Raw genomic sequence first — 22,733 nt, 5'->3', positions numbered from 1 at the left:
TGGCGGGATGCGGCGATTACTGCGGCAACACTTCCAGCGTTACCACGTAGCCCAGGCGACGTTGTTTGGCCTGCGGCAGCGAGGTCTTGCTGTCTTCGCTGGTGGTTTCCAGCCAGTACATGCCCGCTTCCGGCCAGGTCACGCTGAAGCCGCCCTTGGCGTCGGTCTTGAGCTTGATCTCGTTCTGCGCATCGCGATAGCGCGTGCCGCCACGCACGATCTCGATCTCCAGCCCGGCTGCTGGCTTGCCATCCAGCTGCAGGGTGAACTGCGCCGCTTCACCGGCGACAAGGTCGTTGGGGTGGGTCACCGGCACCAGTTCGATGCCCTTGCCGCTGGGCTTGAACGCGGTGGTGGTCGGCGCGCCGCGGGTCACGAAGGTTTCCACGCGATTGAGCGATTGCGACACCTGCAGCTCCTTCGCGTCTTTCGGCACTTCGGTGGCAAAGCTTGCCTCGTTGCCGCGCCAGCGCTTGGGCTTGCCGTCTTCCTTCCAGCTGGCGAACAGGCCGGCGTTGACGATGCTGAGCTTGTAGGTGCCAGGCTGGGTGAGCTGCAGATCGAACACGCTGCGGTACTTGCCGGTGGCCGGGTTTTCCGGCTTGAGCGCGCTGCCATCGGGCGCGGTGATGCTCAGATTATCCAGGCGCAGCGGCACGTGATTGAAGTAGAACAAGTCGTTGGACACCGCCGCATCGACGGTGATCCACGGCGCTTCGCCGGCCAGGACGGTTTGCGATGGCAGCAGCCAGGCCTTGTGGGCGAACGCGCTGACGGGAAGTGCGGCCAGCAGGGCGATCAGGACATGCGAACGTTTCATGACAACTCCTTGAAGAACGATAAGGCGGGTGGGTCACGTGTCTGATCAGCGCACTGCGGCGCTGCGTGGATGCGTGGGTAACGAAAGTCGATACGCGTCTGCGCCACGTAGCGCGCGTGTCATGGGCACGGATGCATGCACGGCGGCACCGCATCCGCGCCCATCTGCATCAGGGCTTGGCGGTCAGGCTCACCGCACCGAGTTCGCTGCTGCCGCTGGCCTTGGCAGACTGCGCCGAGGTGGCCGGCCAGGTGAAAGGCACCTTGACCAACTCGCGGCCCCCGACTTCGCGCGCAGCTTCCACCACCAGTGTGTACTGGCCGGCCGGCAGCGACTTCAGCGCGCCCTTGGTGTTCGTGAACGACAGCGCATGCGCGCCGGCAGGCCGGGTGGGGCCGGTCACGCCATCGACCGGCACCTCCAGCGTGCGGCCGCTCTTGCGCCACCACTGGCGCAGATCCGGCAGCCACTTGGTGCCGTGGCCTTCGGCGGTGTCCTTGGATTGGTACCAGACCGCCAGATTGGCGGCGACCTTCTGGTCTGCGCCTTCCAGCCAGATCGCCACGTACGGGCGGTGGTATTCGGCGACATTGAGCTTGGGGATTTCGACGTTGATGTCGAGCGTGGCCGCATACGCCGGCATGGCGAGCAGGCCGCTCAGAGCGATGGTCAGGGTGGCACGCATGATCGTCTCCGGTCAGTAAGGTCAGTGGATCAACAGCAAGGCAAGCAGCAGCGGAATCAGCAGGCCCAGGCCGACCAGCGGCCAGGTCATGCTGCGCTGACGCGCATGCAGGTGCAGCAGGAACAGGCCGGTGATGCAGAACACCAGGCAGGCGATGGCGAACACGTCGATGAACCAGCCCCAGGCCGGCCCGGTGTTGCGGCCTTTGTGCAGATCGTTGAGATAGGCGATCCAGCCACGCGTGGTGCGTTCGTATTCGATCGCGCCGGTGCTGCGGTCCAGGCTCAGCCAGGCATCGCCACCGGGGCGGGGCAGGGCGACATACAGCTCGTCGGGCGACCACTCTGCGTTGCGGCTGCCGACGCTGATCTCCAGTTCGCGACCCAGCCACTGCGCCACGCGCGGCGGCAGCGGTGCATCGCCGTCCTGGCGCGCGCCCAAGGTCTTCAACAGCGCTGGCGGCAGGGTGAGCGTGCGTTGCTCGGTGGACGGGCTGGCTTCGATGCGCGCAGCGTGGTTGAGGGTGAGCCCGGTAACCGTAAACAGCAGCATGCCGATCAGACACAGCGCCGAACTGATCCAGTGCCATTGATGCAGCATGCGCAGCCAGAAGCCGCGGCGTTGCTGTGCAGTGGCGATGGTGTCGTTGGAAGCGGGCATGCCGATTTATGCCACGTCTGCGGGAACGGGCGGCTGCAGCTGCGACTGTCGCGCGGCCACATCGCTGAGCAAGGCGCGCAGGCGTGGCTGCGGTGCGTTGACCAGCACGGGCGTGAGCTGACGCAGGAACCCGGCGTGCCCGCCGCCGATGGCGCGTCGCATCCAGTGTTCGGCCTGATCGAGTGCGCCTTCATCGGCAAGCAACGTTGCATAGCTGGCCTGGCCGCGAAAATCGCCCGCCTCTGCGGCGCGGCGATACCACTCGCGTGCAGCAAGCGGATCCGCCGCGCAGGCCAGGCCCTGGTCGAGATAGCGCGCCACAAAATTCATCGACTTGGCGTGACCACGTTCGGCCGCGGTGCGATACAGCGTCAATGCGTGTGCCTGGTCCTGCGCCACGCCGCGCCCGGAGGCGTACACATGCGCCAGGTTGTACATGCCCCATTCCAGGCCGTGCTCGGCGGCGCGGCGATACCACAGCGCCGCCAGCACCTCGTTGATGGTGGTGCCAAAGCCCAGTTCGTGGCAGCGTCCCAGTTGATTCATCGCTTCCGGATGTCCGGCATTGGCGGCCACTTCGTACCACAGCATCGCCATGGCCGGATCGGCGGCAATGCCGCGGCCTTCGGCATACAGCTGTGCGAGCAGCAGTTGTGCAGTCACATCCTGACCGGCGGCGGCCTTGCGCAGCAGCGCGACTGCCTGGGCAGGCTGGGTCTGCAGCAGTGTAATCAGCAGGGCTGGGTCAATCGCAGGCTCAGACATCGGCCCACTGCCGCAGCAGGTTGTGATACACGCCGGTGAGCTGGATCAATGACGGATGCCCGGGCGTGTCCTGGGTCAAACGACGGATCGACACATCCAGTTCGAACAACAGGCGGCGCTGCGCATCTTCGCGCAGCATGCTTTGGATCCAGAAGAACGAGGCGACACGCGTGCCGCGCGTCACCGGCATCACTTTATGCAGGCTGGTGCCGGGGTAGATCACCAGGTGCCCGGCCGGCAGCTTCACCGACTGCGTGCCGAAGGTATCTTCGATCACCAGCTCGCCACCGTCGTAACTGTCCGGGTCGCTGAGAAACAGCGTGCACGACACATCGGTGCGGATCGGCTCGGCACCGCCGCGACTGCGGTCGTAACGCACCGCGTTGTCGACGTGATACCCGAACGACTGCCCGCCGCTGTAGCGATTGAACAACGGCGGATAGATCCGACGCGGCAACACCGCCGAGAAGAACGTGCTGCTGCGGGAGAGCGCCTCCAGCACCAATGCGCTGGCCTCGCGCGCTGCGGCGCTGTCCTCGGGCAACTGCGCGTTGTCCTTGGCCTGCGCCGATTGATGGCCAGCGGTAATGCGGCCGTCTGCCCAGTCGGCCGCGTCCAGCCGCGCGCGCAACTCGCTGAGCTGCACGGGCGTCAAGACATCGGGAATGGGCAGCAGCATGCGGCGCTCTCCACGCCGTCCGCAGGGTGCGGGCGGCGTTCCGGAAGGTTAGAAACTGAAGGTAGCGTTCAACACCGCCGAGCGGCCATCGCCCGGCAACGCCCAACCACTGCCGGCGGTGACGGTACCCGCGGCGTTGACGGTGAGGTTGTTGCGGATGCTGGTGTAGTACTCCTTGTCGAACAGGTTGTTGACGTTCAACTGCAGGCTGAGCCAGTCGTTGACGCGCAGGCCGACCATCGCACGGTGCACCCAGTACGCGTCGGTCTTGCGGTAGACCGCGGTCGAGGTGTTGTTCGGGTAGAAGCTGCCCTGGTAATTGACGCCGTAGCCGAAGGTCCACTGGTTGAGCGCGTAGGTGGTCCAGAGATTGCCGGCATTACGCGGGGTCTGCACCAGTTCGCGCCCGGCAATCGGGTCGCCGGTGAGGCCGGCGGTACGGTTGGACACGCTCTGCAGCACTTCGCTGTCCAGGAAGGTGTAGTTGGCGAAGACCGACCAGTGCTCGGTCAGGTAGCCGGCCACGCCCAGTGCGATACCGTCCACGCGCGCCTTGCCGTCGAGCACCTGCTCGGGAATCAGCGGGTCGCCGCTGTTGACCTTGTAGTTTTCGCGCTCGTTGCGGAAGACCGCAGCGGTCAGCGCCAGGCGCTCGTCCAACACATCCCACTTGCCGCCCAGCTCGATGTTGACCGCACTTTCGGGCTCAACATTGCAGTTGGCGCCGACGGTGGCGGTGGCGATCGGCGTGCACGAGCCGTTGACCGACGCCTTGGACGGGGTCTTGCTGTTGGCGTAGGACAGATACAGGCTGGCGTTGTCGACCGGCTTGAATACCAGGCCGGCACGGTAGGAGAACAAATCGTCCTTGCTGCCCGCCGGGAAGCCCGGAGTCACGCCGGTCACGCCGCCGGTGGTATTGACGGTGTAGGTGGTGGTGTCGCCTTCGTTGTGCTCGTAACGGCCGCCCAGGTTGAGCATCCATTGCTCGTTGAACTGCAGCGTGTCGAACAGGTACACCGCCTGATTGGTCAGGCTGCCCTTGCTGCGGCCGGTGCGGAAATAGTTCTGCGGGCCGGTCCAGATGTTGTACGGGTTGTCGAAGGTCTGCAGCGGGTAGGTGATGCCGGTGGTGGAGCCGTCGGCATTGCGGAAGATGCTGCCGCTATCGAGTTCGAAGTCTTCCTTGCTGAAGGCCACGCCGGCGACCACGCGGTGCTCGATGGCGCCGGTATGCAGGGTGGCGGTCAGATCGGTCTGGCTATGCGCGATGAAGTTTTCGGTGTCGCGCACCAGCCCGCGCGGGCCGCTGTTGGGGCTCCAGGTGGACGGCGGCTGGCCGACGCAGGCGCGGCCGGTGTAGGCGTTGGTGTTGTTGGGCAGGCACCAGGTGCCTTCCGGCGCGGTGGCCGAGGTGGTCTGATCCACGCGCTGCAGACGCGCCAGGCTGCGCAGCTTGACGTTGTCGTCGAAGTCCATTTCCAGCACGCCGGTCAGCATGTCCACATCGATCTCCTGACGCGACACATTGCGATAGCCGTAATAGGTTTCGCGGTCCACGCCCGGCAGCGGGCCATCGTTGAACGGGCTGAGCGCGAACGGCACGCCGTACTGCGGCAGGTTGTTGTCGTGCTGGTGCAGGTAGCTCAGCGTGAAGCGCGTATCCGAGCCCAGGCCGAAGGCGATCGATGGCGCAAAGCCCCAGCGATGGCGGAATTCTTCATCGCGGCCCGGCACATCCTGGGTGTGACCCATTGCGTTCAGGCGCACGGCGGTGCCGTTTTCGAAGTCGTAGTTGCTGTCGACGGTGAGGCGGCCATAACGGTCGCTGCCGCCGCCGATCAGCACGTTGGTGAAGTCGCCTTGCCCGGCGGCCTTGGTCACCAGGTTGATGTTGCCGCCGACCGAACCGGCACCGGACATCGCCGAGTTGGCGCCGTTGATCAGCTCCACGGACTCGAGGTTGAAGGTATCGCTGCGGCTGTACTGCGCGCTGTCGCGCACGCCATCGGTGGTGATGTCGCTGCTGGCGGTGAAGCCACGCAGGTTGATGCTGTCGCCATATCCGCCGCCGCCTTCGCCCGCGCCGAAGGTGATGCCGGGCAGCGTGCTGAGCACATCGCGCAGCGACAGCAGATTCTGCTGGTCCATGGTCTGCTTGGTGACAACCGTGATGGTCTGCGGGGTGTCGCGCAGCGCTTCGGTGTACTTGGGCGAGGACGGCTTTTGCGCACGTTCCTGCTGCACCCGGATGGCATCCAGATCCACCGCACCTGGAGGCGCCGGCGCATCGCCAGGCTGGGCGAACGCAGGAGCGGACAGGGTCAACAGCACGGCCGAAGTGAGCGGGGAAATCCTGGGAGTCATGTGACGTCTCGAAAAGGAAAGCGGTGCTCCGGCCTGGCGATGGCTCGGCGGATGCGGAAGGGTGTGCGTGCGTCGCTAGCCCGTGGCGCCCGGCTGGCGTCCACCGCACGCGCCGTCGCGCCACGCTGGAAAGCGCAGGCGAACAGGACGCAAATCGAAGGTGTCGGACAGTGCAGGGCGCATGGGATCGCAGGGCAGGTCAGATGTTAAGAAGACCTGAAGGGCTGCGATCTTAAATGCAAATCATTCTTCTTTGCAATCTTTGCCGACCGGAGGCGTACGTCGTCAAACACGCGGCGGCTTCCAGCGTGGAAAATATGCGTTGGTAGCTGCCGCGCTAGCGGTCGTCGCGGGTCCAGATGCCGTCGAGCTCGCGCTTGACCGGGAACTTGGGCACGGCGGTGTAGGCGGGCGCACATAACGGGCGGCCATCGCGGATATCGAAGCGGGCGCTGTGTAACAGGCATTCGATGGTGCCGGCGACCGGGTCGAAGCTGCCGGGCGACAGCTCGTAATCTTCGTGGCTGCAGCGGTCTTCCAACGCGTACAACTCGCCGTCGAGATTGAACACCACGATCGGCGCGTCGGTGACGGCATCCCACGCTGTCTGCAGTTCGCCGGGTAGCAGCGCGTCGCTTGCGCAGACAAAGGTCCAGGTCTCACTCATGGCGCGGCGCCGTCCAGCGATTTTTCCAGCACTTCGAAGCGTAGATCCTGCCGCAGTGGCACGCCGAAGCGTTCGTCGCCATAGGGGAATGGCTTGAGGAGGCCAGTGCGGCGATAGCCGCGCCGTTCGTAGAAGGCGATGAGTTCGTTGCGCACATCGATCACGGTCATGCGCATCACCGGCAGCTTCCATTCGGCGTCCACGATGCGTTCGGCTTCGGCCAGCAGCGTCTTGCCGATGCCGCTGCCTTGCAGCGACGGGTCCACCGCGAACATGCCGAAGTATCCCGCGCCGCCGTCGTCGGCGATATGTGCGCACGCCAGCAGGCGCCCATCCTGTTCGACCAGCAATACCAGGCTGCGCTCGCGCAGGATGTCCTGACGCAGCACGGCCGGGTCGATGCGGGCGCCGTCGAGAATGTCGGCCTCGGTCGTCCACCCCACGCGACTGCTGTCACCGCGATAGGCCGAGGTCACCAACTGGACAAGGGCGTCGATGTCATCGACGGTGGCAGTGCGGAACGTGGTGGTCTGCATGAGGGCGGGGATTTGGGAGTGGGGATTGGGGATTCGTAACAGCGTAGCGAAGTTTGGCGCTTTTGAATTCTTACGTGAATAGTCGTGAATAGGAGAGCGATGGAAGTCCGCCGTCCCTCGATGACATGCTTTTGCGATTCCCGATTCCCGATTCCCGATTCCAATCAGCCCAATAGGCGACGCACCTTCACCAGCGCGGCGACAAAACGCTCGATCTCGTCATGCGTGTTGTAGAACGCCAGCGATGCGCGACAGGTTGCGGCAACGCCGTAGAACTGCAGCAGCGGGTGCGCGCAGTGCTGGCCGGAGCGCACCGCCACGCCTTCCAGATCGAGCAGAGTGGCAAGGTCGTGCGAATGCGCACCGTCGATCAGGAACGACACCACTGCGGCTTTGTCGGGCGTGGTGCCGAAGATGCGCAGGCCATCGATCTGCTGCAGCTCTTCGGTGAAGTGCGCCAGCAGCTCGGCTTCGCGCGCTTCCACGTGCTCCAGGCCGATCGACTCCAGATAATCCACCGCCGCACCCAGGCCGATGAAGCCGGCGATGTTGGGCGTGCCGGCTTCGAACTTGTGCGGGGCATCGTTGTACACGGTGCCTTCGAAGCTGACTTCCTTGATCATTTCGCCACCGCCCAGAAACGGCGGCATGGACTGCAGATGTTCGCGACGCGCCCACAGCGCGCCGGTGCCGGTGGGCCCGCACATCTTGTGGCCGGTGATGGCGTAGAAATCGCAGCCGATCGCAGCTACGTCGATGCGCCGATGCGGTGCGGCCTGCGAGCCGTCCACCATGGTGACGATGCCACGCTTGCGCGCGTCGCGGCAGATCTCGCGCACCGGGTTGACCGTGCCCAGCACGTTGGACACATGGGTGATCGCCAGCAGTTTGACGTCCGGCGTCATCGCCTTGCGCAAGGCATCCAGATCCAGCGCGCCCTCGGGGGTGATCTCGGCTACGCGGATGCTGGCACCGGTGCGCTGGGCTACCAGCTGCCACGGCACGATGTTGGCGTGGTGCTCCATGCGCGTGATCAGGATGACATCGCCTGGTCCCAGACGCGGCAATGCCCACGAATACGCCACCAGATTGATCGCAAAAGTGGTGCCGCTGCACAGCACCAGCTCGTCGGCGCGCACATTGAGAAAGCGCGCGAGTTTGCTGCGTGCGCCTTCGAAGGCATCCGTGGCTTCGCTGCCCAGCGCATGCACTGCGCGGCTGACATTGGCGTTCTGGCGGCGATAGAACTCGTCGGTCGCGGCAATCACCTGCAGCGGCTTTTGTCCGGTGTTGGCGTTGTCGAAATAGATCAGCGGCTTGCCATGCACCTGCCGCATCAGCAGCGGGAAATCCGAACGGACGCGTTCCCAATCCGGAGCGTTGCCCTGAGTGACGGCAGGTGCATTCATGCCACGCCCGCCGAATTCAGGGCGCGGTCCAGCTGTAGGGCCAGCACGGCACTCAACGCAGCCGGCAGGACCCGCAACGGCTCGTGGCAGAACGCCGCACTCAGCAGGCGTTGCGCCTCCGCTTGCGGCAGGCCGCGCGAGCGCAGATAGAACAAGGCGTTGTCATCTAGCTGACCGACAGTGGCGCCATGCGCTGCCTGCACTTCGTCTGCGTCGATCACCAGCACCGGCTGGGTATCGATTTCGGCATTGGAAGAGAGCAGCAGATTCTTGTTGGACAGCCGTGCGTCGGTGCCATCGGCGCCCTGACGGATATGGATGCCGCCATGGAACACCACGCGGCTGCGATCGGCACCCACACCGCGCCAGACCAGCTCGCAGGCGGTGTCGCGGGCAATGTGTTCGATGCCCAGGCGGGTATCGACATGGCGGCGACCATTGCCCAACATCACGCCATTGGCAGTGAGCTGGGCGTTGCTGCCTTCCAGACGCACGTTGAGTTCGTGCCGCGACAAGCCGGCGCCAAGTTCCAGATCCACGCGCTGGTAGCGCGCATTGCGTGCCAACACGGCATCGGTGCGCAGCAGTGCGGTGGCGTGCGCGCTATCGGCCTGCACGCGCGCATGCGACAACACCGCGTCCTGCGCCAGATGGACATGCATCACGCTGTTGTCCAGATGCGCCGCATCGCCGACATGCAGATGATGCTCGACGACATTGAGCGCTGCGCCGGCACGTACTTCGATCAGATGCCGGTAATGCCAGGACAGATCGTGCTCGCTGGCCACGCTGACAAAGACGATGTGCAGTGGCAGTTCGATCTGCGCGCCGTCTTGCACGCGCACCAGCACACCTTCGTCGGCCAGCGCGGCATTGAGGCGGGCAAAGATCTCGTCGCTGCCTTCGAAACGGCGGCCGAGCAAGTGCTTTGCGTCATCGCCTGCGGCCAGTGCGGCCGACAAGGTGTCCAGCTGCACGCCGTCCGGCAAGGTCGAAACATCGCTCAGCGCTGCGGAAGGGCGCCCGTTGACGAACACCAGCCGCGGCGCGGGGATCTCGTCCAGTACGGCGGCATCGAGCAGCGTCGGCACCAGCGGTGCCGGCTGAAAACTGCGACGTTCCAGCTGACGCAGCGAGGTGTATTTCCACGCTTCGGCGCGCGGACCGGGCAGGCCGGTCTGCAGCGCTGCGTCGAGCTCGGCGCGGCGTGCATCGTCGCCGCTGAAGCCGCGGGCCAGGGAGTCGAGCAGGGCGCTCATCAGGCGGCAACCTCGGGCACCACACGATCCTTCAGGAAGTGGTAACCATGTTTTTCCAGTTCCAGCGCCAGTTCCGGGCCGCCGCTCTGCACGATGCGTCCTTCGGACAGCACATGCACCACGTCCGGCTTGATGTAGTCGAGCAGGCGCTGGTAGTGGGTGATCACCAGGAACGAACGCTCCGGCGAACGCAGCGCGTTGACGCCGTCGGCCACGCTCTTGAGCGCATCGATATCCAGGCCGGAGTCGGTTTCATCCAGGATGGCGAGCTTGGGTTCGAGCACGGCCAGCTGGAAGATCTCGTTGCGCTTCTTCTCGCCGCCGGAAAAGCCCTCGTTGACACCGCGATGCAACAGCTCGTCCTTCAGATGCAGCACCGCCAGCTTCTGCCGCACCAGCTTGAGGAACTGCATCGAATCCAGCTCTTCCTCGCCACGCGCCTTGCGCTGCGCATTGAGCGCGGCGCGCAGGAAATAGGTGTTGTTGACGCCAGGGATTTCCACCGGGTACTGGAACGCCAGGAACAGGCCGGCGGCGGCGCGTTCTTCTGGCGGCAGATCGAGCAGGTTCTTGCCTTCGAACTGCACGCTGCCTTCGTTGACTTCGTAGCCATCGCGGCCGGCCAGCACGTTGCCCAGCGTGGACTTGCCCGCGCCGTTGGGCCCCATCAGGGCGTGCACCTGGCCGGGCTGGATGTCCAGCGACAGGCCTTTGAGAATGTCTTTGCCGGCGATGCTGGCGTGGAGGTTTTTAATGTTGAGCATGCTGATGGTCCGTCAGAATTCTTATGTAGCCCCTCTCCCGCCGGGAGAGGGGTTGGGGTGAGGGTCGGCGCAAACAACTTGAAGGCGTCAGCGACTAATGAATGCGTCGCCGCGCGCCATTGAAGTGAGCATCCGGGAGCTCTTCGAGTATTTACCTTGACTGGCGCGTGGCGACGCGTTCGTCATAGCTAATCTTTTCGAGATCCTCCTGGCGCCCATCATCCGGCGCTGCGCGCCACCTTCTCCCGAAGGGAGAAGAAAAAGGGTGTCAGCCGACGCTGCCTTCCAGCGAGACTTCCAGCAGCTTCTTGGCTTCCACGGCGAACTCCATCGGCAGCTCGCGGAACACCTGCTTGCAGAAACCATCGACGATCAGCGACACCGCATCTTCCTGGCTGATGCCACGCGCGCGGCAATAGAACAGCTGGTCGTCGCTGATCTTTGAGGTGGTGGCCTCGTGCTCAACGGTGGCGCCGGGATTCTTCACCTCGATATAGGGGAAGGTATGCGCGCCGCACTGTTTGCCGATCAACAGCGAATCGCACTGGGTGTAATTGCGCGCGCCATCGGCATTGCGATCCACCTTGACCAGGCCGCGATAGGTGTTTTGCCCACGCCCGGCACTGATGCCCTTGCTGACGATCTTGCTCTTGGTGCGCTTGCCGATGTGGATCATCTTGGTGCCGGTGTCGGCCTGCTGACGATGATGGGTGAGTGCTACCGAATGGAACTCACCCACCGAATCGTCGCCGAGCAGCACGCACGACGGGTACTTCCAGGTGATCGCCGAGCCGGTTTCGACCTGGGTCCAGGTCACCTTGCTGCGGTCGCCACGGCATTCGGCACGCTTGGTAACGAAGTTGTAGATGCCGCCAACGCCGTTTTCATCGCCCGGGTACCAGTTCTGCACCGTCGAGTACTTGATCTCTGCGTCTTCCAGCGTCACCAGTTCCACCACGGCGGCATGCAGCTGGTTTTCATCGCGCATCGGCGCGGTGCAGCCTTCCAGATACGACACATAGGCCTTGTCTTCGCACACGATCAAGGTGCGCTCGAACTGGCCGGTATGGCCGGCATTGATGCGGAAATAGGTGCTCAGTTCCATCGGGCAACGCACGCCCTTGGGAATGAACACGAAGCTGCCGTCGGAGAACACCGCCGAGTTGAGCGCGGCGAAGTAGTTGTCGCCCACCGGCACCACGCTGCCCAGGTATTGCTTGACGATCTCCGGATGCTCTTTGATCGCCTCGGACATCGAGCAGAAGATCACGCCCTTTTCGGCAAGTTCCTTGCGGAAGGTGGTGCCGACCGAGACCGAATCGAACACTGCATCCACCGCAACACCGGCCAGCCGCGCGCGCTCGTGCAACGGCACGCCGAGCTTGTCGTAGGTGTCCAGCAGTTCCTTGGGCACATCGTCCAGCGAGGCGTACTTCGGGCCCTTGGGCGCGGAGTAGTAGCTCAATGCCTGGAAATCGATCGGCGCGATCTTGAGCTTAGCCCATTCGGGCATCGGCATTTTCAGCCAATGGCGGTAGGCCTCAAGACGCCAGTCGGTCATCCATTGCGGCTCGTCTTTCTTGGCCGACAACGCACGGATGGTGTCTTCGTCCAGACCGGGCGGGAGCGAATCGGATTCGATCTCGGTGATGAAGCCGGCGTCATAGCGTCGGCCCAGCCGTTCGAGGATCTGCGCATTCTGCGGGGGAGCAAGTTCGGTGGCCATCGGGCTGCCTACAGGTCAGGTGGTCGCGACGCGTGCGGCGATGGAGCGCCGACGGCTGTCGCCAGGGAGAGAGAGGGGCTGCAACATCTGCGCAAGCGTGACCCGACGCAATGCGTCGCCGACCACGTCATTGATCAGGCGCCAGTTGGAGCGCACGCCGCATGTCTGCGCGATGCCGCACTGGCTGTGGTCCTGGCTGCATTCGGTGATCGCCAACGGGCCTTCCATTGCCTCGACGATCTCCACCAGGGTGATCTGGCTGGCATCGCGCGCAAGCCGGTAACCGCCATGCACGCCGCGCAGGCCTTCCACCAGCCCGGCTTGCGACAACGGCTTGAGAATCTTGCTCACGGTCGGCGCTTCCAGGCCCGCCTGTTCGGCCAGTTCGCTGGCGCTGAGTACTTCACCGCTGCGCGCGGCAAGCACGGTCAGCACGACGGTGGCGTAATCGGTGAGTTTGGTGACGCGCAACATGAGCGAGCAGAAAACCTTAAAGCGGACCGAAATTGTACTCTTTCCGGCAGGGCGGGGCCAACCGCCCGGTTCAGCCGCCGGCAAGCGCAGGCCGTTGCGGGCGGTGGTGCGCTTGTGCTTGGCGCACGGACGCGCTGCGGTCACAATGAGCGGCCCCATCACTGGACCCTTACATGTCGCGCAAAGTTGCCGCCCGCAAGTCACGTATCCACGGCAATGGCATGTTCGCCCTCGCCCCGCTCCGCAAGGGCGAGCGCATCATTCAGTACAAAGGGCGCCTGCGCACGCACGCCGAAGTGGATGCCGACGACACCGGCGACGTGGAAAGCGGCCACACCTTCCTGTTTACGCTCAGCGACGATTACGTGCTGGATGCCAACTACGAAGGCAATGTCGCGCGCTGGATCAACCACAGCTGCAATCCCAATTGCGAAGCGGTGATCGAAGAAGCCGAAGGCGACGACCGCAGCAAGGACAAGATCTTCATCGAGGCCAAGCGCGCCATCAAGGCCGGCGCCGAGCTGACCTACAACTACGGCATCACCCTGAGCGAGCGCCACACGCCGCGTCTGAAGAAGATCTGGGAATGCCGGTGCGGCTCCAAGAACTGCACGGGCACGATGCTGCAGCCCAAGCGCTGAGCCTGGCGAAGCGCACTGCGCGCTGACGCGACGCATACATCGGTTCACGGGTGCGCAACAGCGCGCTGCCTACGGTGCGGGCTTCTTTTATCGAGGAGCTCCCACATGGCGTATTCGCTCTCCGGCAAGACCATCGCGGTCCTGGCCACCGATGGCTTCGAGCAATCCGAACTGACAGAACCCAAGCGTCTGCTGGAATCGTGGGGCGCCACGGTCGATGTGGTCGCGCCTGGCGATGGCGCAACGATCCGCGCCTGGAATCACACCGATTGGGGCGTTTCGGTTGCGGTCGACCGGCCTCTTGAGCTAGCAACGCCTGAAACCTACGATGCGCTGTTGCTGCCCGGTGGCGTGCTCAATCCCGACACACTGCGCATGAATCAGCAGGCGATCGCCTTCATTCGTGCATTCGCCACGGCGCACAAGCCGGTGGCGGCAATCTGCCATGGGCCGTGGTTGTTGCTGGAAAGCGATCTGGTGCGCGACCGCAACGTCACCTCGTGGCCGTCGGTCAAAACCGATCTGACCAACGCCGGCGCGCGCTGGCAGGATGCCGAAGTGGTGGTCGATGGTGTGTTGATCACCAGCCGCAAGCCCGACGACATTCCGGCATTCAGTGCTGCAGTGGCCAAGGCCCTGTCTGCGTAGGGCGCGTTAGCCGCCATCTGCCACTTGTTTCAGTAAACACGGCCCGGCGCTGTTGCGTCGGGCCGTTGCATGATGGCCGTTATGCGCGTCGTACCCACCTGATGACGGTGCGGACTTACTTCCCCGACAGCGCCGCCGCCGGCACCATCTGCTCGATGTTCTGATTGAAGTTGACCGCCACGCGGCCGTTCTGGATGCCCACCGACTCCACCTGCACCGCGCCCATCACTGCGGCAATCGACGGGTCGATGCGATAGATGGGTTCCTTGCGCGCGTAATCGGCCAGCCAGGTGTTGAGTAGCTGACGGGTGCTGTGGTCGAGCTTTGCGCCGGAATTGGCCGGGCGGAAATCGTCGATGCTGGGCTGGTCGAGATAAAAACCTTGTTTGGCGACGTCGTAACGCAGCGCGCTGGTCAGGGTTACATTGCCCACCGGAGCCGGCGCACCGCCGGCAGTGGCCACGGCCAGATCGAACGCCATCTTGAGTCGGTCGCCCGGCGGCAGCGACAGCGCGGGGTTGCTGACCGTCATTGCGATCAAGCCGCCGAGTGTGTCGTGCGTTTGCGGGAAGCGACCGCCCAGATACTGCTGCAGGTCGCTGGCCTGCACGCTGATCTGATGTCCCTGGATCTGCGGCGCCGCACAGGCGCTGCCAACGGGGAGCGCCAAGGCGAGGGCAAGCACGGATCCGGCAAGCGAACGCAGTTTCATCGGGTGACTCCGGCAATAGGTGACACAACCTTAGTCAGCACTGGTGAACCACGGGTTAGCGCAGTACCGGTTGCAGCGTGGCGGAGTAGATTTCCCAGCTGTCGCTGCCGGCGCGCGGTTGCAAGCGATAGGCGCCGATCAGCTGCTGCGTGCCCGCGCCCGTGCGTACGACGATGCGCACCGGCACTTCGATGCGCCGCGGCGGATGTTCCTGATCCAGCGGCACCGGCGGGTCGTTATTGATGCGCATCGATCGGATATCGCCGATGCCGCGCAGCGCCGCGTCGTCCGGCACCGGCGCTGGACGTCCGCCGGTCCACAGCGCATCGGCATCGGCGCGCGCGGCACCGGGCAGCGCACCCAGATAACGCTGCACGGTGGCGCTTGCTTCGGCCAAGTCGGCGCGCGTTTGCGCATCGTCGGGGGCTTCGGACGCCGGCGACATGGGTACGCCTTGGGCAGTCACCGCAGCGGAGTCTGTCGCCGCAGTGGCTTTAGGCGAGCTTGTGGTCGCAACGGCTTGCTGATCTGTACTGCGATGACAGCTGCAGCCTGCGAGTGCGGCTACCGATAAAGCAATGACGATCCAACGCATGGCGGCTCTCCATCCCCGAGGCGCGCAGTGTAGCGGGCGTATGCGGTGCGGAGCAGCGCTCAGGCGCCGGGTTGGACGCGTTGCAGGCGATCGAGCAGTAGTTGCAGCTTGGGCCGTAATGCATCCAGCGCATCGCTGGGTTGCGCGCGTGGACGAGCGGCCAGGTCTTCCAGCAATTGCGAGCCGACGGTCAGTGCGGCGCATTCGTCGCTGCTCAGATCGCGGCGCAGATGCAACTCTTCGAGCAGGCGCATCCAGTCGGCGCGGGAGCGCTGTTCGAACTCGATGGTGCAGCGGTCGTCGCACGGTCGCCCGTCGTTCTCGATGGGCGTGACCGTAATGCGATAGCGTTTTCGGGGCATGGTGGTCGCGTCACTCCTGGGCTGCCTCCACCATAGGGGTAGGCTGCCGCGCGCTCGATAGCGCAGGCCATGACGCAGTGTTCCAGCATGCTCAGTCGGCAGGCGGTGGCGTGGTTTTACGCAGCAGCGGCAGCGGATCGTACGCACCGTTGCGCCCATAGACACCATAGTGCAGGTGTGGCGGCGTGCCGCGCGCGTTGCCGGTGGTACCGACCATGCCCAGCGCGGTACCGGGCTCGACGACATCGCCAACGGCCAGTCCCGGTGCCCAGTCGTCCAGGTGCGCATAGTAGTGCCGCTCCATCGCCGGCCCGAGCACCCAGACCTGTTTTCCACCCAGCCCGGCGTCGCGAATGGCACTGACCACGCCGCGGGTGGCGGCAACCACAGGCGTACCGCGTGGCGCGAAAATATCCACGCCGGCATGGCTACGGTCGCGTCCGCGTGGTGCACCGAAGGTGTCGGCGATCTGGCGGGCACGGACGTTTTTCACTGGGATCTGCAGGGTCTGCGGCGGCGGCATTCGTGACAGCTCCCAGGTGGTGCGCAGGCGTTCGCCCATCGGCGACTGCCAGGCCCAGCGCGCGGCCACGCCCAACGCGCACAGCAGGGCAATCGAAACCAGCAGGCGACGCACACGTCGGGCGGGGCTGCGGGTTGATGGCGCGGTCATGGGCACTCTCTGTTGCGAACTCACCAACAGGGTAGACGGGCTGCCATGACTGCGATGTGGTGTGTCGACACGCATCGCCAACAAGACGCGGGAAAAGCGCAAAAAAAAGACGGCCCGAAGGCCGTCTCGATGACACCGGATGCGTGCTCGATTAGAGCGCGGCGTCCTTCAGCTTCTTCAGCAAGCGTGCCTTGACCTTGAGGCTGGCGGGCTTGGCGGGGAAGGTCTGCTCTTCCTTGGTGAAAGGGTTGATCCCCTTACGCTTCGGCTTGGCCGGCACGTGCACGGCGGTCAGCTTCAACATGCCCGGAAGAGTGAACGAGCCAGCGCCCTTCTTGTTGAGCGAGGAGTGTGCGGTGGCTTCCAGCGACGCCAGCACGGCGCGGACGTCCTTCGGAGCCAGCTGGGTGGATTCGGCGATGTGCGCGACCAGGCCGGTCTTGCTCAGGGCTTCCTTGATCGGCTTCGGTGCGGCGGTCTTGGTCGCGGCCTTGGCCGGCTTTGCAGTCTTGGTAGCGGCGACCTTTTTCACTGCCTTCTTGGGGGCAGCCTTCTTAGCGGCGGTTTTTGCCATGAGGTATTCGTTCCGTATTCGTTGGTGGTGTTGGGTCTGCCGACCCAGTCGGCAACGCGAAATGTAGGGCAACTGCTGCGCGCCGCCAATAGGTAAACGATGAAACAACACAAAAAAGCGTCTTTCGACGGGGATTCGTTCACCAGCGGCGCAAAACGCGCGTAAAAACCAGTACGGAACGCGTGCAGCGCGCAGGCATGTGCCGTATCTGACGCAGAGCAGCAGGTCGTTGCGCAAGGCTGCGGTCGTACTGCGCATGCCAAAAGACTCTGCACTGCGCCATCCACTCTGCTGCCAACGACGGATGCATCGCCGCGAGATGTCGAACAAGTCGCGTGCGATCGCCTGATTGGCGCGTATTGGCATCGATTGCAAAGCGCGCGACGTTGCGTGGAAGGTCGCTTGATGCCTGGCGCTGGGTATTGGGCAATCGCGTAGCGACGTGTTGCGATGCAGGCTGCGTGCGGAGAGCGATCACCGCGACGCGTCGCTGATTGCCCCATACAGCCAGCAACGCGTTGGGGCGAACCGCGGCGCGCTAGTCGTTGGCAGCCGACAAACTGCGGCCGCGTTCGGTAGCCGCAGCGATTGCCCGCGCTGTCAGCGCTTCGAATCCGCCAGCCTGGAATGTTTCGATGGCCGCTTGCGTGGTGCCGTTGGGCGAGGTCACGCGACCGCGCAGGACCTGCGGTGCTTCGCCCGATTCGGTGAGCATGCGCGATGCGCCCAACAGGGTTTGCAGGACCAGCGTGCGCGCGGTATCGGCCGGCAGTCCCTGCGCCTGTGCTGCCGCTTCCATCGCTTCGGCCAGTAAAAACACGTACGCCGGCCCGCTACCGGAAACGGCAGTCACCGCATCCATCTGCGCTTCGTCGTCGATCCACACCGTCACCCCGGCGCTTTCCAGCAATTGGGTGGCCTGCATGCGCTGCGCATCGGAGACGCGTGCAGTGGCATACAGCCCGGTCACGCCGGCGCCGAGCAGCGCGGGGGTGTTGGGCATCGCGCGGACCACCGCCGTATCGCCGCCGCACCAACGCTGCAACTGCGTTGCGGTGATGCCGGCTGCAATCGACAGCAGCAGCGGCTGTTGCGCTTGTGCAAGCGCGGCCAGTTGCGCGCACACGCTTGGCATGACCTGCGGTTTGACCGCCAGCACCCAGGTGGTCGCACCATCGGCCGCGTCGCGCGCGTCTGCGACCGCCTGTACGCCAAAGTCGCGCGACAACCCGGTGCGCAACTCTTCTACCGGCTCGGCGACGCGCAGGCTTGCAGCCGGCACGCCTTGCCGGATCAGCCCGGCGATCAAGCTGCGCGCCATGTTGCCGCCGCCGATAAACGCGATGCGCCTGGCGGTGACGGATAACGGCGCAGGCGGCGTGGGCAGAGTCATTGCGGTACCTCTAGTAATAGGAATGGATGGCGCGATGCGCGAGGCAGATCAGACGGAGGCGGCGGGCGAGGGCGCGCGCGCGCCGAACAGCGCCGTGCCCACGCGCACCATGGTGGCACCGGCCGCGATCGCTTCTGCGAAGTCCGCGCTCATGCCCATCGACAAGGTGTCCACCTGCCGATGGCGCTGCTGCAGGTGTGCGAACAAGTCCTGCATGCGCGCGAACGCCGCAGCGCGTCGTGCCTGGTCCGGGAACGGCGCCGGGATCGCCATCAAGCCGCGCAGTTGCAGTCGCGGTTGCAGTGCGATGGCGTCGGCCAGGCCGTCGATGGCGTCCGGCGCGCATCCGTATTTGCTGTCCTCATCGTCGATATTGACCTGGATCAGCACGTTCAACGGCATGCGGTCGTCCGGGCGGTATCGCGCCAGCAGCGGAATCAACTTGGCGCGGTCCACAGTCTGCACCCAGTCGAAACATTGGCTGGCGACGTCGGCCTTGTTGGACTGCAGGTGGCCGATCAGGTGCCATTCCAGCCCCAGCTCGCGCAGCGCGGCGATCTTGGCTTGCGCTTCCTGCACGTAGTTTTCGCCGAATGCGCGCTGGCCCTGGGCGGCCAATGCGGCGACGGCATCGGCCGGTTTGGTCTTTGACACCGCCAGCAACCGGACGTCGGCACGCGCATGCGTTGCTGCTGCGGCATGGATGGCATCGAGAATCTGCTGCAGCGACGAAGCCGGCACGTGGCAATCCAGAACAAGCGGGAGCGCTAGTGTGCCGCCGCCGCTGGCTTCCTTCCAGCGCGCCGCGCGCCTTTGCTGGGTTGACGGTGGCAAGCGCGTACCGGCATCGGCGTGCTGCGGGCTGCGGGCGCAGCCGCTGGGTGCCCAATCCAGCCTGGCTGGGCCGGACGCAGGCAAGCGCCGTGCCTGGGCACGCCCGAAAAACAACGCCTTCAGCCGCATGCGACGCTGCCGACCTGAACCGGCGCCAGGCCGCTTCCCGCCAGCAGCCAGAACGCTATACTGCCAGCCGGGGAGTACCTTCCAATCGCAGCCTAGGGGAAAAGCAGCGCATGGATATCGCTGAACTATTGGCGTTTTCTGTCAAGAACAAGGCATCGGACCTGCACCTGTCTGCAGGGCTGCCGCCGATGATCCGTGTCGATGGCGATGTCCGTCGCATCAATATTCCGGCGTTGGACCATAAGCAGGTGCACGCGCTGGTGTACGACATCATGTCGGACAAGCAGCGGCGCGATTATGAAGAATTCCTCGAGGTCGACTTCTCGTTCGAGATTCCCTCGCTGGCGCGCTTCCGCGTCAACGCGTTCAACCAGAATCGTGGCGCCGGCGCGGTGTTCCGCACCATTCCGTCCGAAGTGCTGACGCTGGAAGACCTGGGCTGCCCGCCGATCTTCCGCCAGCTGATCGACCAGCCGCAGGGCCTGATCCTGGTCACCGGCCCGACCGGTTCGGGCAAGTCGACAACGCTGGCCGGCATGATCGACTACATCAACAAGAACGAATACGGCCACATCCTCACCGTCGAGGATCCGATCGAATTCGTGCACACCTCGCAGAAGTGCCTGATCAATCAGCGCGAAGTGCACCGCGATACGCACGGCTTCAACGAAGCGCTGCGCTCGGCATTGCGCGAAGACCCGGACATCATCCTGGTCGGCGAGTTGCGCGACCTGGAAACCATTCGCCTGGCACTCACCGCCGCGGAAACCGGCCACTTGGTGTTCGGCACCCTGCACACCAGCTCGGCGGCCAAGACCATCGACCGCATCATCGACGTGTTCCCGGCCGGCGAAAAGCCCATGGTGCGCTCGATGCTGTCCGAGTCCTTGCGCGCGGTGATTTCGCAGGCATTGCTCAAGAAGGTGGGCGGCGGGCGTACCGCAGCCTGGGAAATCATGGTCGGCACCCCGGCGATCCGTAACCTGATCCGCGAGGACAAGGTGGCGCAGATGTATTCGTCGATCCAGACCGGCCAGCAGTACGGCATGCAGACGCTGGATCAGCATCTGCAGGACCTGGTCAAGCGCAGCCTGATCACGCGCAACCAGGCCCGCGAATACGCCAAGGACAAGCGGATATTCGAGTGATTCGGGAATCGGGAATCGGGAATGGGGAATCGCACGAGCGCGCCCCTGACTGGTTCCGGCTCCTGGCTTGCAGATTTTCCAATTCCCGATTCCCAATTCCCGGCTCCAAGGGAGCACGCCATGAGCACCATCGACTTCACCTCCTTCCTCAAGCTGATGGCGCATCAAAAGGCGTCGGATCTGTTCATCACCTCCGGCATGCCGCCGGCGATCAAGGTGCACGGCAAGATCAGCCCGATCACGCAGACGCCGTTGACCGCCCAGCAGAGCCGCGATCTGGTGTTGAACGTAATGACGCCCTCGCAGCGCGAAGAGTTCGAAAAGACCCACGAGTGCAACTTCGCCATCGGCGTGTCCGGGGTCGGGCGCTTCCGTGTGAGCTGCTTCTATCAGCGCAATCAAGTGGGCATGGTGCTGCGTCGGATCGAGACGCGCATTCCCACCGTGGAAGAGCTGAGCCTGCCGCCGGTGATCAAGACGCTGGCGATGACCAAGCGCGGCATCATCATTTTCGTCGGCGCCACCGGTACCGGTAAGTCGACCTCGTTGGCGGCGATGATCGGTTACCGCAACCAGAATTCCACCGGGCACATCATCACCATCGAAGACCCGATCGAATTCGTGCACAAGCACGAAGGCTGCATCATCACCCAGCGCGAAGTCGGCATCGATACCGATAGCTGGGAAAATGCGCTGAAAAATACCCTGCGCCAGGCGCCGGACGTGATCATGATCGGCGAGGTGCGCACCCGCGAGGGCATGGACCACGCGATCGCCTTCGCCGAAACCGGCCACCTGGTGCTGTGCACGCTGCACGCCAACAATGCCAACCAGGCGATGGACCGCATCATCAACTTCTTCCCGGAAGACCGCCGCAATCAGCTGCTGATGGATCTGTCGCTAAACCTCAAGGGTGTGGTGGCGCAGCAACTGATTCCGACTCCGGATGGGCGCAGCCGCCGTGTGGCGATGGAGATCATGCTCGGCACGCCACTGGTGCAGGACTACATCCGCGACGGCGAGATCCACAAGCTCAAGGAGATCATGAAGGAGTCCACCAACCTGGGCATGCGCACCTTCGACCAGAGCCTGTTCGAGCTGTATCAGGCCGGCGAAATCAGCTACGAAGACGCGCTGCGCCACGCCGACTCGCAGAACGAAGTGCGCCTGCGCATCAAGCTCTCGCAGGGCGGCGATGCCAAGACCTTGTCGCAGGGAATGGATGGCGTGGAGATTGCCGAAGTTCGGTAATGCGTCGTCTGTTGCCGCAGAGCTTGCGCTGGCTGCGGCCAGTGCCTGGCGCGGTGGTTTGCAGTGGTGGATCAAAATGGCGCCCCGCATCGGGCGCCTTTTTTGTAGACGCGATTCCCCTGTGGTAACGCACGCGTCCCGCACTGGAGAGGCCGCATCGCTGCTGTTTCAGATGTAACCAGGGTGGCCGATAGTGTCTAATATCGCACCCCACTGCAGTGCCCAAACCCGTGAGCCTTCCCGATTCCGATCTCCGTCCGGAGCAAGAACCGTTGCCCGACGACGGCACCGTGGTCACCTCCGGGCCGTTGACGCCACCGCCGGATTCGGCGGGAACCACGGCCGACGACCACGCTTACCACCATTCGGTGGCCGAGGACGTGCAGGGCATGGTGCTGGCCACGCTGGTCGCCTCGCTCGGCCTGGCGATCTTCGCCAAGGGCGGGCTGATGATCGGCGGCATGGCCGGTGTCGCCTTCCTGCTGCACTACGCGTTGCATTGGAATTTTGGCCTGGTGTTCGTGCTGGTCAATCTGCCGTTTTACTGGCTGAGCGTGCGCCGCATGGGCTGGGAATTCACCTTGAAGACCTTCGCTGCGGTCGGTGCCTGCGGCGCCTTGACCGATCTGCTGCCGCGCTGGGCTGAGTACGCGCACATCAGCACGGCGTTCGCCGCCATTGCCGGGGGCGCACTGGCCGGGCTGGGGATCCTGTTCTTCATCCGCCACCGCGGCAGCCTGGGCGGAATCGGCATTCTGGCGGTGTATCTGCAGCGCGAACGCGGCTGGAGCGCAGGTAAGGTGCAGATGAGCTTCGATGCCATGCTGATGCTGGTGGCGTTCGCCATCCTCACGCCTGACAAGGTGCTGTATTCGGCGCTCGGCGCGCTGATGCTGAGCCTGGTGCTGATGTTCAACCACCGCCCGCACCGCTATATGGGCGTGTAATCCGGCAGGCGATCT

General features: G+C 64.3%; 25 protein-coding genes. 5 read left to right on the top strand and 20 right to left on the bottom strand.

Annotated elements, in window-relative coordinates:
- Nucleotides 1–16: 16 nt before the first annotated feature.
- The 13 genes from RQH86_RS13245 to RQH86_RS13185 all read right to left on the bottom strand — a co-directional run bounded on the left by RQH86_RS13245 (nt 17) and on the right by RQH86_RS13185 (nt 12,811).
- On the bottom strand, nt 17–820 hold the full coding sequence (locus RQH86_RS13245) for a DUF4198 domain-containing protein (RefSeq protein WP_055849621.1): 804 nt from the start codon (nt 818–820) through the stop codon (nt 17–19).
- Between the two features lie 169 nt (nt 821–989).
- Nucleotides 990–1,505, bottom strand: coding sequence for a DUF2271 domain-containing protein (locus RQH86_RS13240; protein ID WP_311239282.1), 516 nt, complete (start codon nt 1,503–1,505; stop codon nt 990–992).
- A 21-nt stretch (nt 1,506–1,526) separates the two neighbouring features.
- Nucleotides 1,527–2,165 carry a PepSY-associated TM helix domain-containing protein gene (locus tag RQH86_RS13235; RefSeq protein ID WP_311239281.1) on the bottom strand — a complete coding sequence of 213 codons (639 nt, stop codon included), beginning with the start codon at nt 2,163–2,165 and terminating at the stop codon, nt 1,527–1,529.
- Nucleotides 2,166–2,171: 6 nt separating this feature from the next.
- Nucleotides 2,172–2,930, bottom strand: coding sequence for a tetratricopeptide repeat protein (locus RQH86_RS13230; RefSeq protein ID WP_311239280.1), 759 nt, complete (start codon nt 2,928–2,930; stop codon nt 2,172–2,174).
- The gene (locus RQH86_RS13225) at nt 2,923–3,609 is read right to left on the bottom strand and encodes a Fe2+-dependent dioxygenase (RefSeq protein WP_311239279.1); all 687 of its coding nucleotides are present in this window, start codon (nt 3,607–3,609) and stop codon (nt 2,923–2,925) included. Before RQH86_RS13225 ends, RQH86_RS13230 begins: the two co-directional genes overlap by 8 nt.
- A 48-nt stretch (nt 3,610–3,657) precedes the next feature.
- On the bottom strand, nt 3,658–5,976 hold the full coding sequence (locus RQH86_RS13220; RefSeq protein WP_311239278.1) for a TonB-dependent siderophore receptor: 2,319 nt from the start codon (nt 5,974–5,976) through the stop codon (nt 3,658–3,660).
- A 337-nt stretch (nt 5,977–6,313) separates the two neighbouring features.
- Nucleotides 6,314–6,643, bottom strand: coding sequence for a non-heme iron oxygenase ferredoxin subunit (locus RQH86_RS13215; protein WP_311239277.1), 330 nt, complete (start codon nt 6,641–6,643; stop codon nt 6,314–6,316).
- A complete protein-coding gene (locus tag RQH86_RS13210) occupies nt 6,640–7,179 on the bottom strand; it encodes a GNAT family N-acetyltransferase (RefSeq protein ID WP_115562544.1) in 540 nt (179 codons plus the stop codon). Before RQH86_RS13210 ends, RQH86_RS13215 begins: the two co-directional genes overlap by 4 nt.
- A 164-nt stretch (nt 7,180–7,343) precedes the next feature.
- The gene (locus tag RQH86_RS13205; RefSeq protein ID WP_311239276.1) at nt 7,344–8,588 is read right to left on the bottom strand and encodes a cysteine desulfurase; all 1,245 of its coding nucleotides are present in this window, start codon (nt 8,586–8,588) and stop codon (nt 7,344–7,346) included.
- Nucleotides 8,585–9,847, bottom strand: a complete 1,263-nt coding sequence (gene sufD / locus RQH86_RS13200; protein ID WP_311239275.1) for a Fe-S cluster assembly protein SufD — start codon at nt 9,845–9,847, stop codon at nt 8,585–8,587. The genes RQH86_RS13205 and sufD overlap by 4 nt, the downstream gene beginning before the upstream one ends.
- Nucleotides 9,847–10,611, bottom strand: a complete 765-nt coding sequence (sufC, locus tag RQH86_RS13195) for a Fe-S cluster assembly ATPase SufC (RefSeq protein ID WP_104614542.1) — start codon at nt 10,609–10,611, stop codon at nt 9,847–9,849. Before sufC ends, sufD begins: the two co-directional genes overlap by 1 nt.
- Nucleotides 10,612–10,879: 268 nt before the next feature.
- Nucleotides 10,880–12,337, bottom strand: a complete 1,458-nt coding sequence (gene sufB, locus RQH86_RS13190; protein ID WP_055849652.1) for a Fe-S cluster assembly protein SufB — start codon at nt 12,335–12,337, stop codon at nt 10,880–10,882.
- Nucleotides 12,338–12,352: 15 nt separating this feature from the next.
- Nucleotides 12,353–12,811, bottom strand: coding sequence for an SUF system Fe-S cluster assembly regulator (locus RQH86_RS13185; RefSeq protein WP_115513484.1), 459 nt, complete (start codon nt 12,809–12,811; stop codon nt 12,353–12,355).
- Between the two features lie 173 nt (nt 12,812–12,984).
- Between RQH86_RS13185 and RQH86_RS13180 the strand changes: the two genes are divergently transcribed.
- Both RQH86_RS13180 and RQH86_RS13175 read left to right on the top strand, forming a co-directional pair.
- A complete protein-coding gene (locus tag RQH86_RS13180) occupies nt 12,985–13,452 on the top strand; it encodes an SET domain-containing protein-lysine N-methyltransferase (RefSeq protein ID WP_055849656.1) in 468 nt (155 codons plus the stop codon).
- Between the two features lie 105 nt (nt 13,453–13,557).
- Entirely contained in the window at nt 13,558–14,100 is a 543-nt protein-coding gene (locus RQH86_RS13175) for a type 1 glutamine amidotransferase domain-containing protein (RefSeq protein WP_311239274.1), read from the top strand.
- 115 nt (nt 14,101–14,215) lie between these two features.
- Here RQH86_RS13175 and RQH86_RS13170 read toward each other — a convergent pair whose 3' ends face one another.
- The 7 genes from RQH86_RS13170 to RQH86_RS13140 all read right to left on the bottom strand — a co-directional run bounded on the left by RQH86_RS13170 (nt 14,216) and on the right by RQH86_RS13140 (nt 19,150).
- Complete coding sequence (locus RQH86_RS13170) at nt 14,216–14,812, bottom strand: DUF1439 domain-containing protein (RefSeq protein ID WP_311239273.1); 597 nt, start codon at nt 14,810–14,812, stop codon at nt 14,216–14,218.
- A 55-nt stretch (nt 14,813–14,867) separates the two neighbouring features.
- Nucleotides 14,868–15,257, bottom strand: a complete 390-nt coding sequence (locus RQH86_RS13165) for a hypothetical protein (protein ID WP_311239272.1) — start codon at nt 15,255–15,257, stop codon at nt 14,868–14,870.
- Nucleotides 15,258–15,466: 209 nt separating this feature from the next.
- Complete coding sequence (locus RQH86_RS13160) at nt 15,467–15,769, bottom strand: DUF3861 family protein (protein WP_055849666.1); 303 nt, start codon at nt 15,767–15,769, stop codon at nt 15,467–15,469.
- A gap of 91 nt (nt 15,770–15,860) precedes the next feature.
- The gene (locus tag RQH86_RS13155) at nt 15,861–16,442 is read right to left on the bottom strand and encodes a M23 family metallopeptidase (protein ID WP_311239271.1); all 582 of its coding nucleotides are present in this window, start codon (nt 16,440–16,442) and stop codon (nt 15,861–15,863) included.
- 151 nt (nt 16,443–16,593) lie between these two features.
- On the bottom strand, nt 16,594–17,016 hold the full coding sequence (locus RQH86_RS13150; protein ID WP_055849670.1) for an HU family DNA-binding protein: 423 nt from the start codon (nt 17,014–17,016) through the stop codon (nt 16,594–16,596).
- A gap of 538 nt (nt 17,017–17,554) precedes the next feature.
- Nucleotides 17,555–18,409 carry a pyrroline-5-carboxylate reductase gene (proC, locus tag RQH86_RS13145; RefSeq protein WP_311239270.1) on the bottom strand — a complete coding sequence of 285 codons (855 nt, stop codon included), beginning with the start codon at nt 18,407–18,409 and terminating at the stop codon, nt 17,555–17,557.
- 48 nt (nt 18,410–18,457) lie between these two features.
- Complete coding sequence (locus tag RQH86_RS13140) at nt 18,458–19,150, bottom strand: YggS family pyridoxal phosphate-dependent enzyme (protein ID WP_115514591.1); 693 nt, start codon at nt 19,148–19,150, stop codon at nt 18,458–18,460.
- A gap of 332 nt (nt 19,151–19,482) precedes the next feature.
- Between RQH86_RS13140 and RQH86_RS13135 the strand changes: the two genes are divergently transcribed.
- From RQH86_RS13135 to RQH86_RS13125, 3 genes are all read left to right on the top strand, one after another.
- Nucleotides 19,483–20,520, top strand: a complete 1,038-nt coding sequence (locus tag RQH86_RS13135) for a type IV pilus twitching motility protein PilT (protein ID WP_003489919.1) — start codon at nt 19,483–19,485, stop codon at nt 20,518–20,520.
- A 120-nt stretch (nt 20,521–20,640) separates the two neighbouring features.
- Entirely contained in the window at nt 20,641–21,771 is a 1,131-nt protein-coding gene (locus RQH86_RS13130) for a PilT/PilU family type 4a pilus ATPase (RefSeq protein ID WP_055849678.1), read from the top strand.
- 272 nt (nt 21,772–22,043) lie between these two features.
- On the top strand, nt 22,044–22,718 hold the full coding sequence (locus tag RQH86_RS13125) for a YitT family protein (protein WP_055849681.1): 675 nt from the start codon (nt 22,044–22,046) through the stop codon (nt 22,716–22,718).
- The last annotated feature ends 15 nt before the right edge of the window (nt 22,719–22,733 follow it).

It is taken from the genome of Xanthomonas sp. WCS2018Noco2-27, assembly GCF_031843525.1.
Classification (GTDB): domain Bacteria; phylum Pseudomonadota; class Gammaproteobacteria; order Xanthomonadales; family Xanthomonadaceae; genus Xanthomonas.
The sequence above is the reverse complement of the archived record's forward strand: the minus strand, read 5'-3'. Positions and strand labels throughout refer to the sequence as shown.

What these genes read in the sequence shown, in the direction of transcription:
- RQH86_RS13225 (WP_311239279.1), bottom strand. Translation starts at nt 3,609, where the DNA reads ATGCTGCTGCCCATTCCCGATGTCTTGACGCCCGTGCAGCTCAGCGAG.
- RQH86_RS13155 (WP_311239271.1), bottom strand. Translation starts at nt 16,442, where the DNA reads ATGACCGCGCCATCAACCCGCAGCCCCGCCCGACGTGTGCGTCGCCTG.
- RQH86_RS13175 (WP_311239274.1), top strand. Translation starts at nt 13,558, where the DNA reads ATGGCGTATTCGCTCTCCGGCAAGACCATCGCGGTCCTGGCCACCGAT.
- RQH86_RS13220 (WP_311239278.1), bottom strand. Translation starts at nt 5,976, where the DNA reads ATGACTCCCAGGATTTCCCCGCTCACTTCGGCCGTGCTGTTGACCCTG.
- RQH86_RS13235 (WP_311239281.1), bottom strand. Translation starts at nt 2,165, where the DNA reads ATGCCCGCTTCCAACGACACCATCGCCACTGCACAGCAACGCCGCGGC.
- RQH86_RS13245 (WP_055849621.1), bottom strand. Translation starts at nt 820, where the DNA reads ATGAAACGTTCGCATGTCCTGATCGCCCTGCTGGCCGCACTTCCCGTC.
- RQH86_RS13205 (WP_311239276.1), bottom strand. Translation starts at nt 8,588, where the DNA reads ATGAATGCACCTGCCGTCACTCAGGGCAACGCTCCGGATTGGGAACGC.
- RQH86_RS13130 (WP_055849678.1), top strand. Translation starts at nt 20,641, where the DNA reads ATGAGCACCATCGACTTCACCTCCTTCCTCAAGCTGATGGCGCATCAA.
- RQH86_RS13240 (WP_311239282.1), bottom strand. Translation starts at nt 1,505, where the DNA reads ATGCGTGCCACCCTGACCATCGCTCTGAGCGGCCTGCTCGCCATGCCG.
- RQH86_RS13185 (WP_115513484.1), bottom strand. Translation starts at nt 12,811, where the DNA reads ATGTTGCGCGTCACCAAACTCACCGATTACGCCACCGTCGTGCTGACC.
- sufB (WP_055849652.1), bottom strand. Translation starts at nt 12,337, where the DNA reads ATGGCCACCGAACTTGCTCCCCCGCAGAATGCGCAGATCCTCGAACGG.
- RQH86_RS13150 (WP_055849670.1), bottom strand. Translation starts at nt 17,016, where the DNA reads ATGGCAAAAACCGCCGCTAAGAAGGCTGCCCCCAAGAAGGCAGTGAAA.
- RQH86_RS13215 (WP_311239277.1), bottom strand. Translation starts at nt 6,643, where the DNA reads ATGAGTGAGACCTGGACCTTTGTCTGCGCAAGCGACGCGCTGCTACCC.
- RQH86_RS13165 (WP_311239272.1), bottom strand. Translation starts at nt 15,257, where the DNA reads ATGTCGCCGGCGTCCGAAGCCCCCGACGATGCGCAAACGCGCGCCGAC.
- sufC (WP_104614542.1), bottom strand. Translation starts at nt 10,611, where the DNA reads ATGCTCAACATTAAAAACCTCCACGCCAGCATCGCCGGCAAAGACATT.
- RQH86_RS13210 (WP_115562544.1), bottom strand. Translation starts at nt 7,179, where the DNA reads ATGCAGACCACCACGTTCCGCACTGCCACCGTCGATGACATCGACGCC.
- RQH86_RS13160 (WP_055849666.1), bottom strand. Translation starts at nt 15,769, where the DNA reads ATGCCCCGAAAACGCTATCGCATTACGGTCACGCCCATCGAGAACGAC.
- RQH86_RS13135 (WP_003489919.1), top strand. Translation starts at nt 19,483, where the DNA reads ATGGATATCGCTGAACTATTGGCGTTTTCTGTCAAGAACAAGGCATCG.
- RQH86_RS13170 (WP_311239273.1), bottom strand. Translation starts at nt 14,812, where the DNA reads ATGAAACTGCGTTCGCTTGCCGGATCCGTGCTTGCCCTCGCCTTGGCG.
- proC (WP_311239270.1), bottom strand. Translation starts at nt 18,409, where the DNA reads ATGACTCTGCCCACGCCGCCTGCGCCGTTATCCGTCACCGCCAGGCGC.
- RQH86_RS13180 (WP_055849656.1), top strand. Translation starts at nt 12,985, where the DNA reads ATGTCGCGCAAAGTTGCCGCCCGCAAGTCACGTATCCACGGCAATGGC.
- RQH86_RS13230 (WP_311239280.1), bottom strand. Translation starts at nt 2,930, where the DNA reads ATGTCTGAGCCTGCGATTGACCCAGCCCTGCTGATTACACTGCTGCAG.
- sufD (WP_311239275.1), bottom strand. Translation starts at nt 9,847, where the DNA reads ATGAGCGCCCTGCTCGACTCCCTGGCCCGCGGCTTCAGCGGCGACGAT.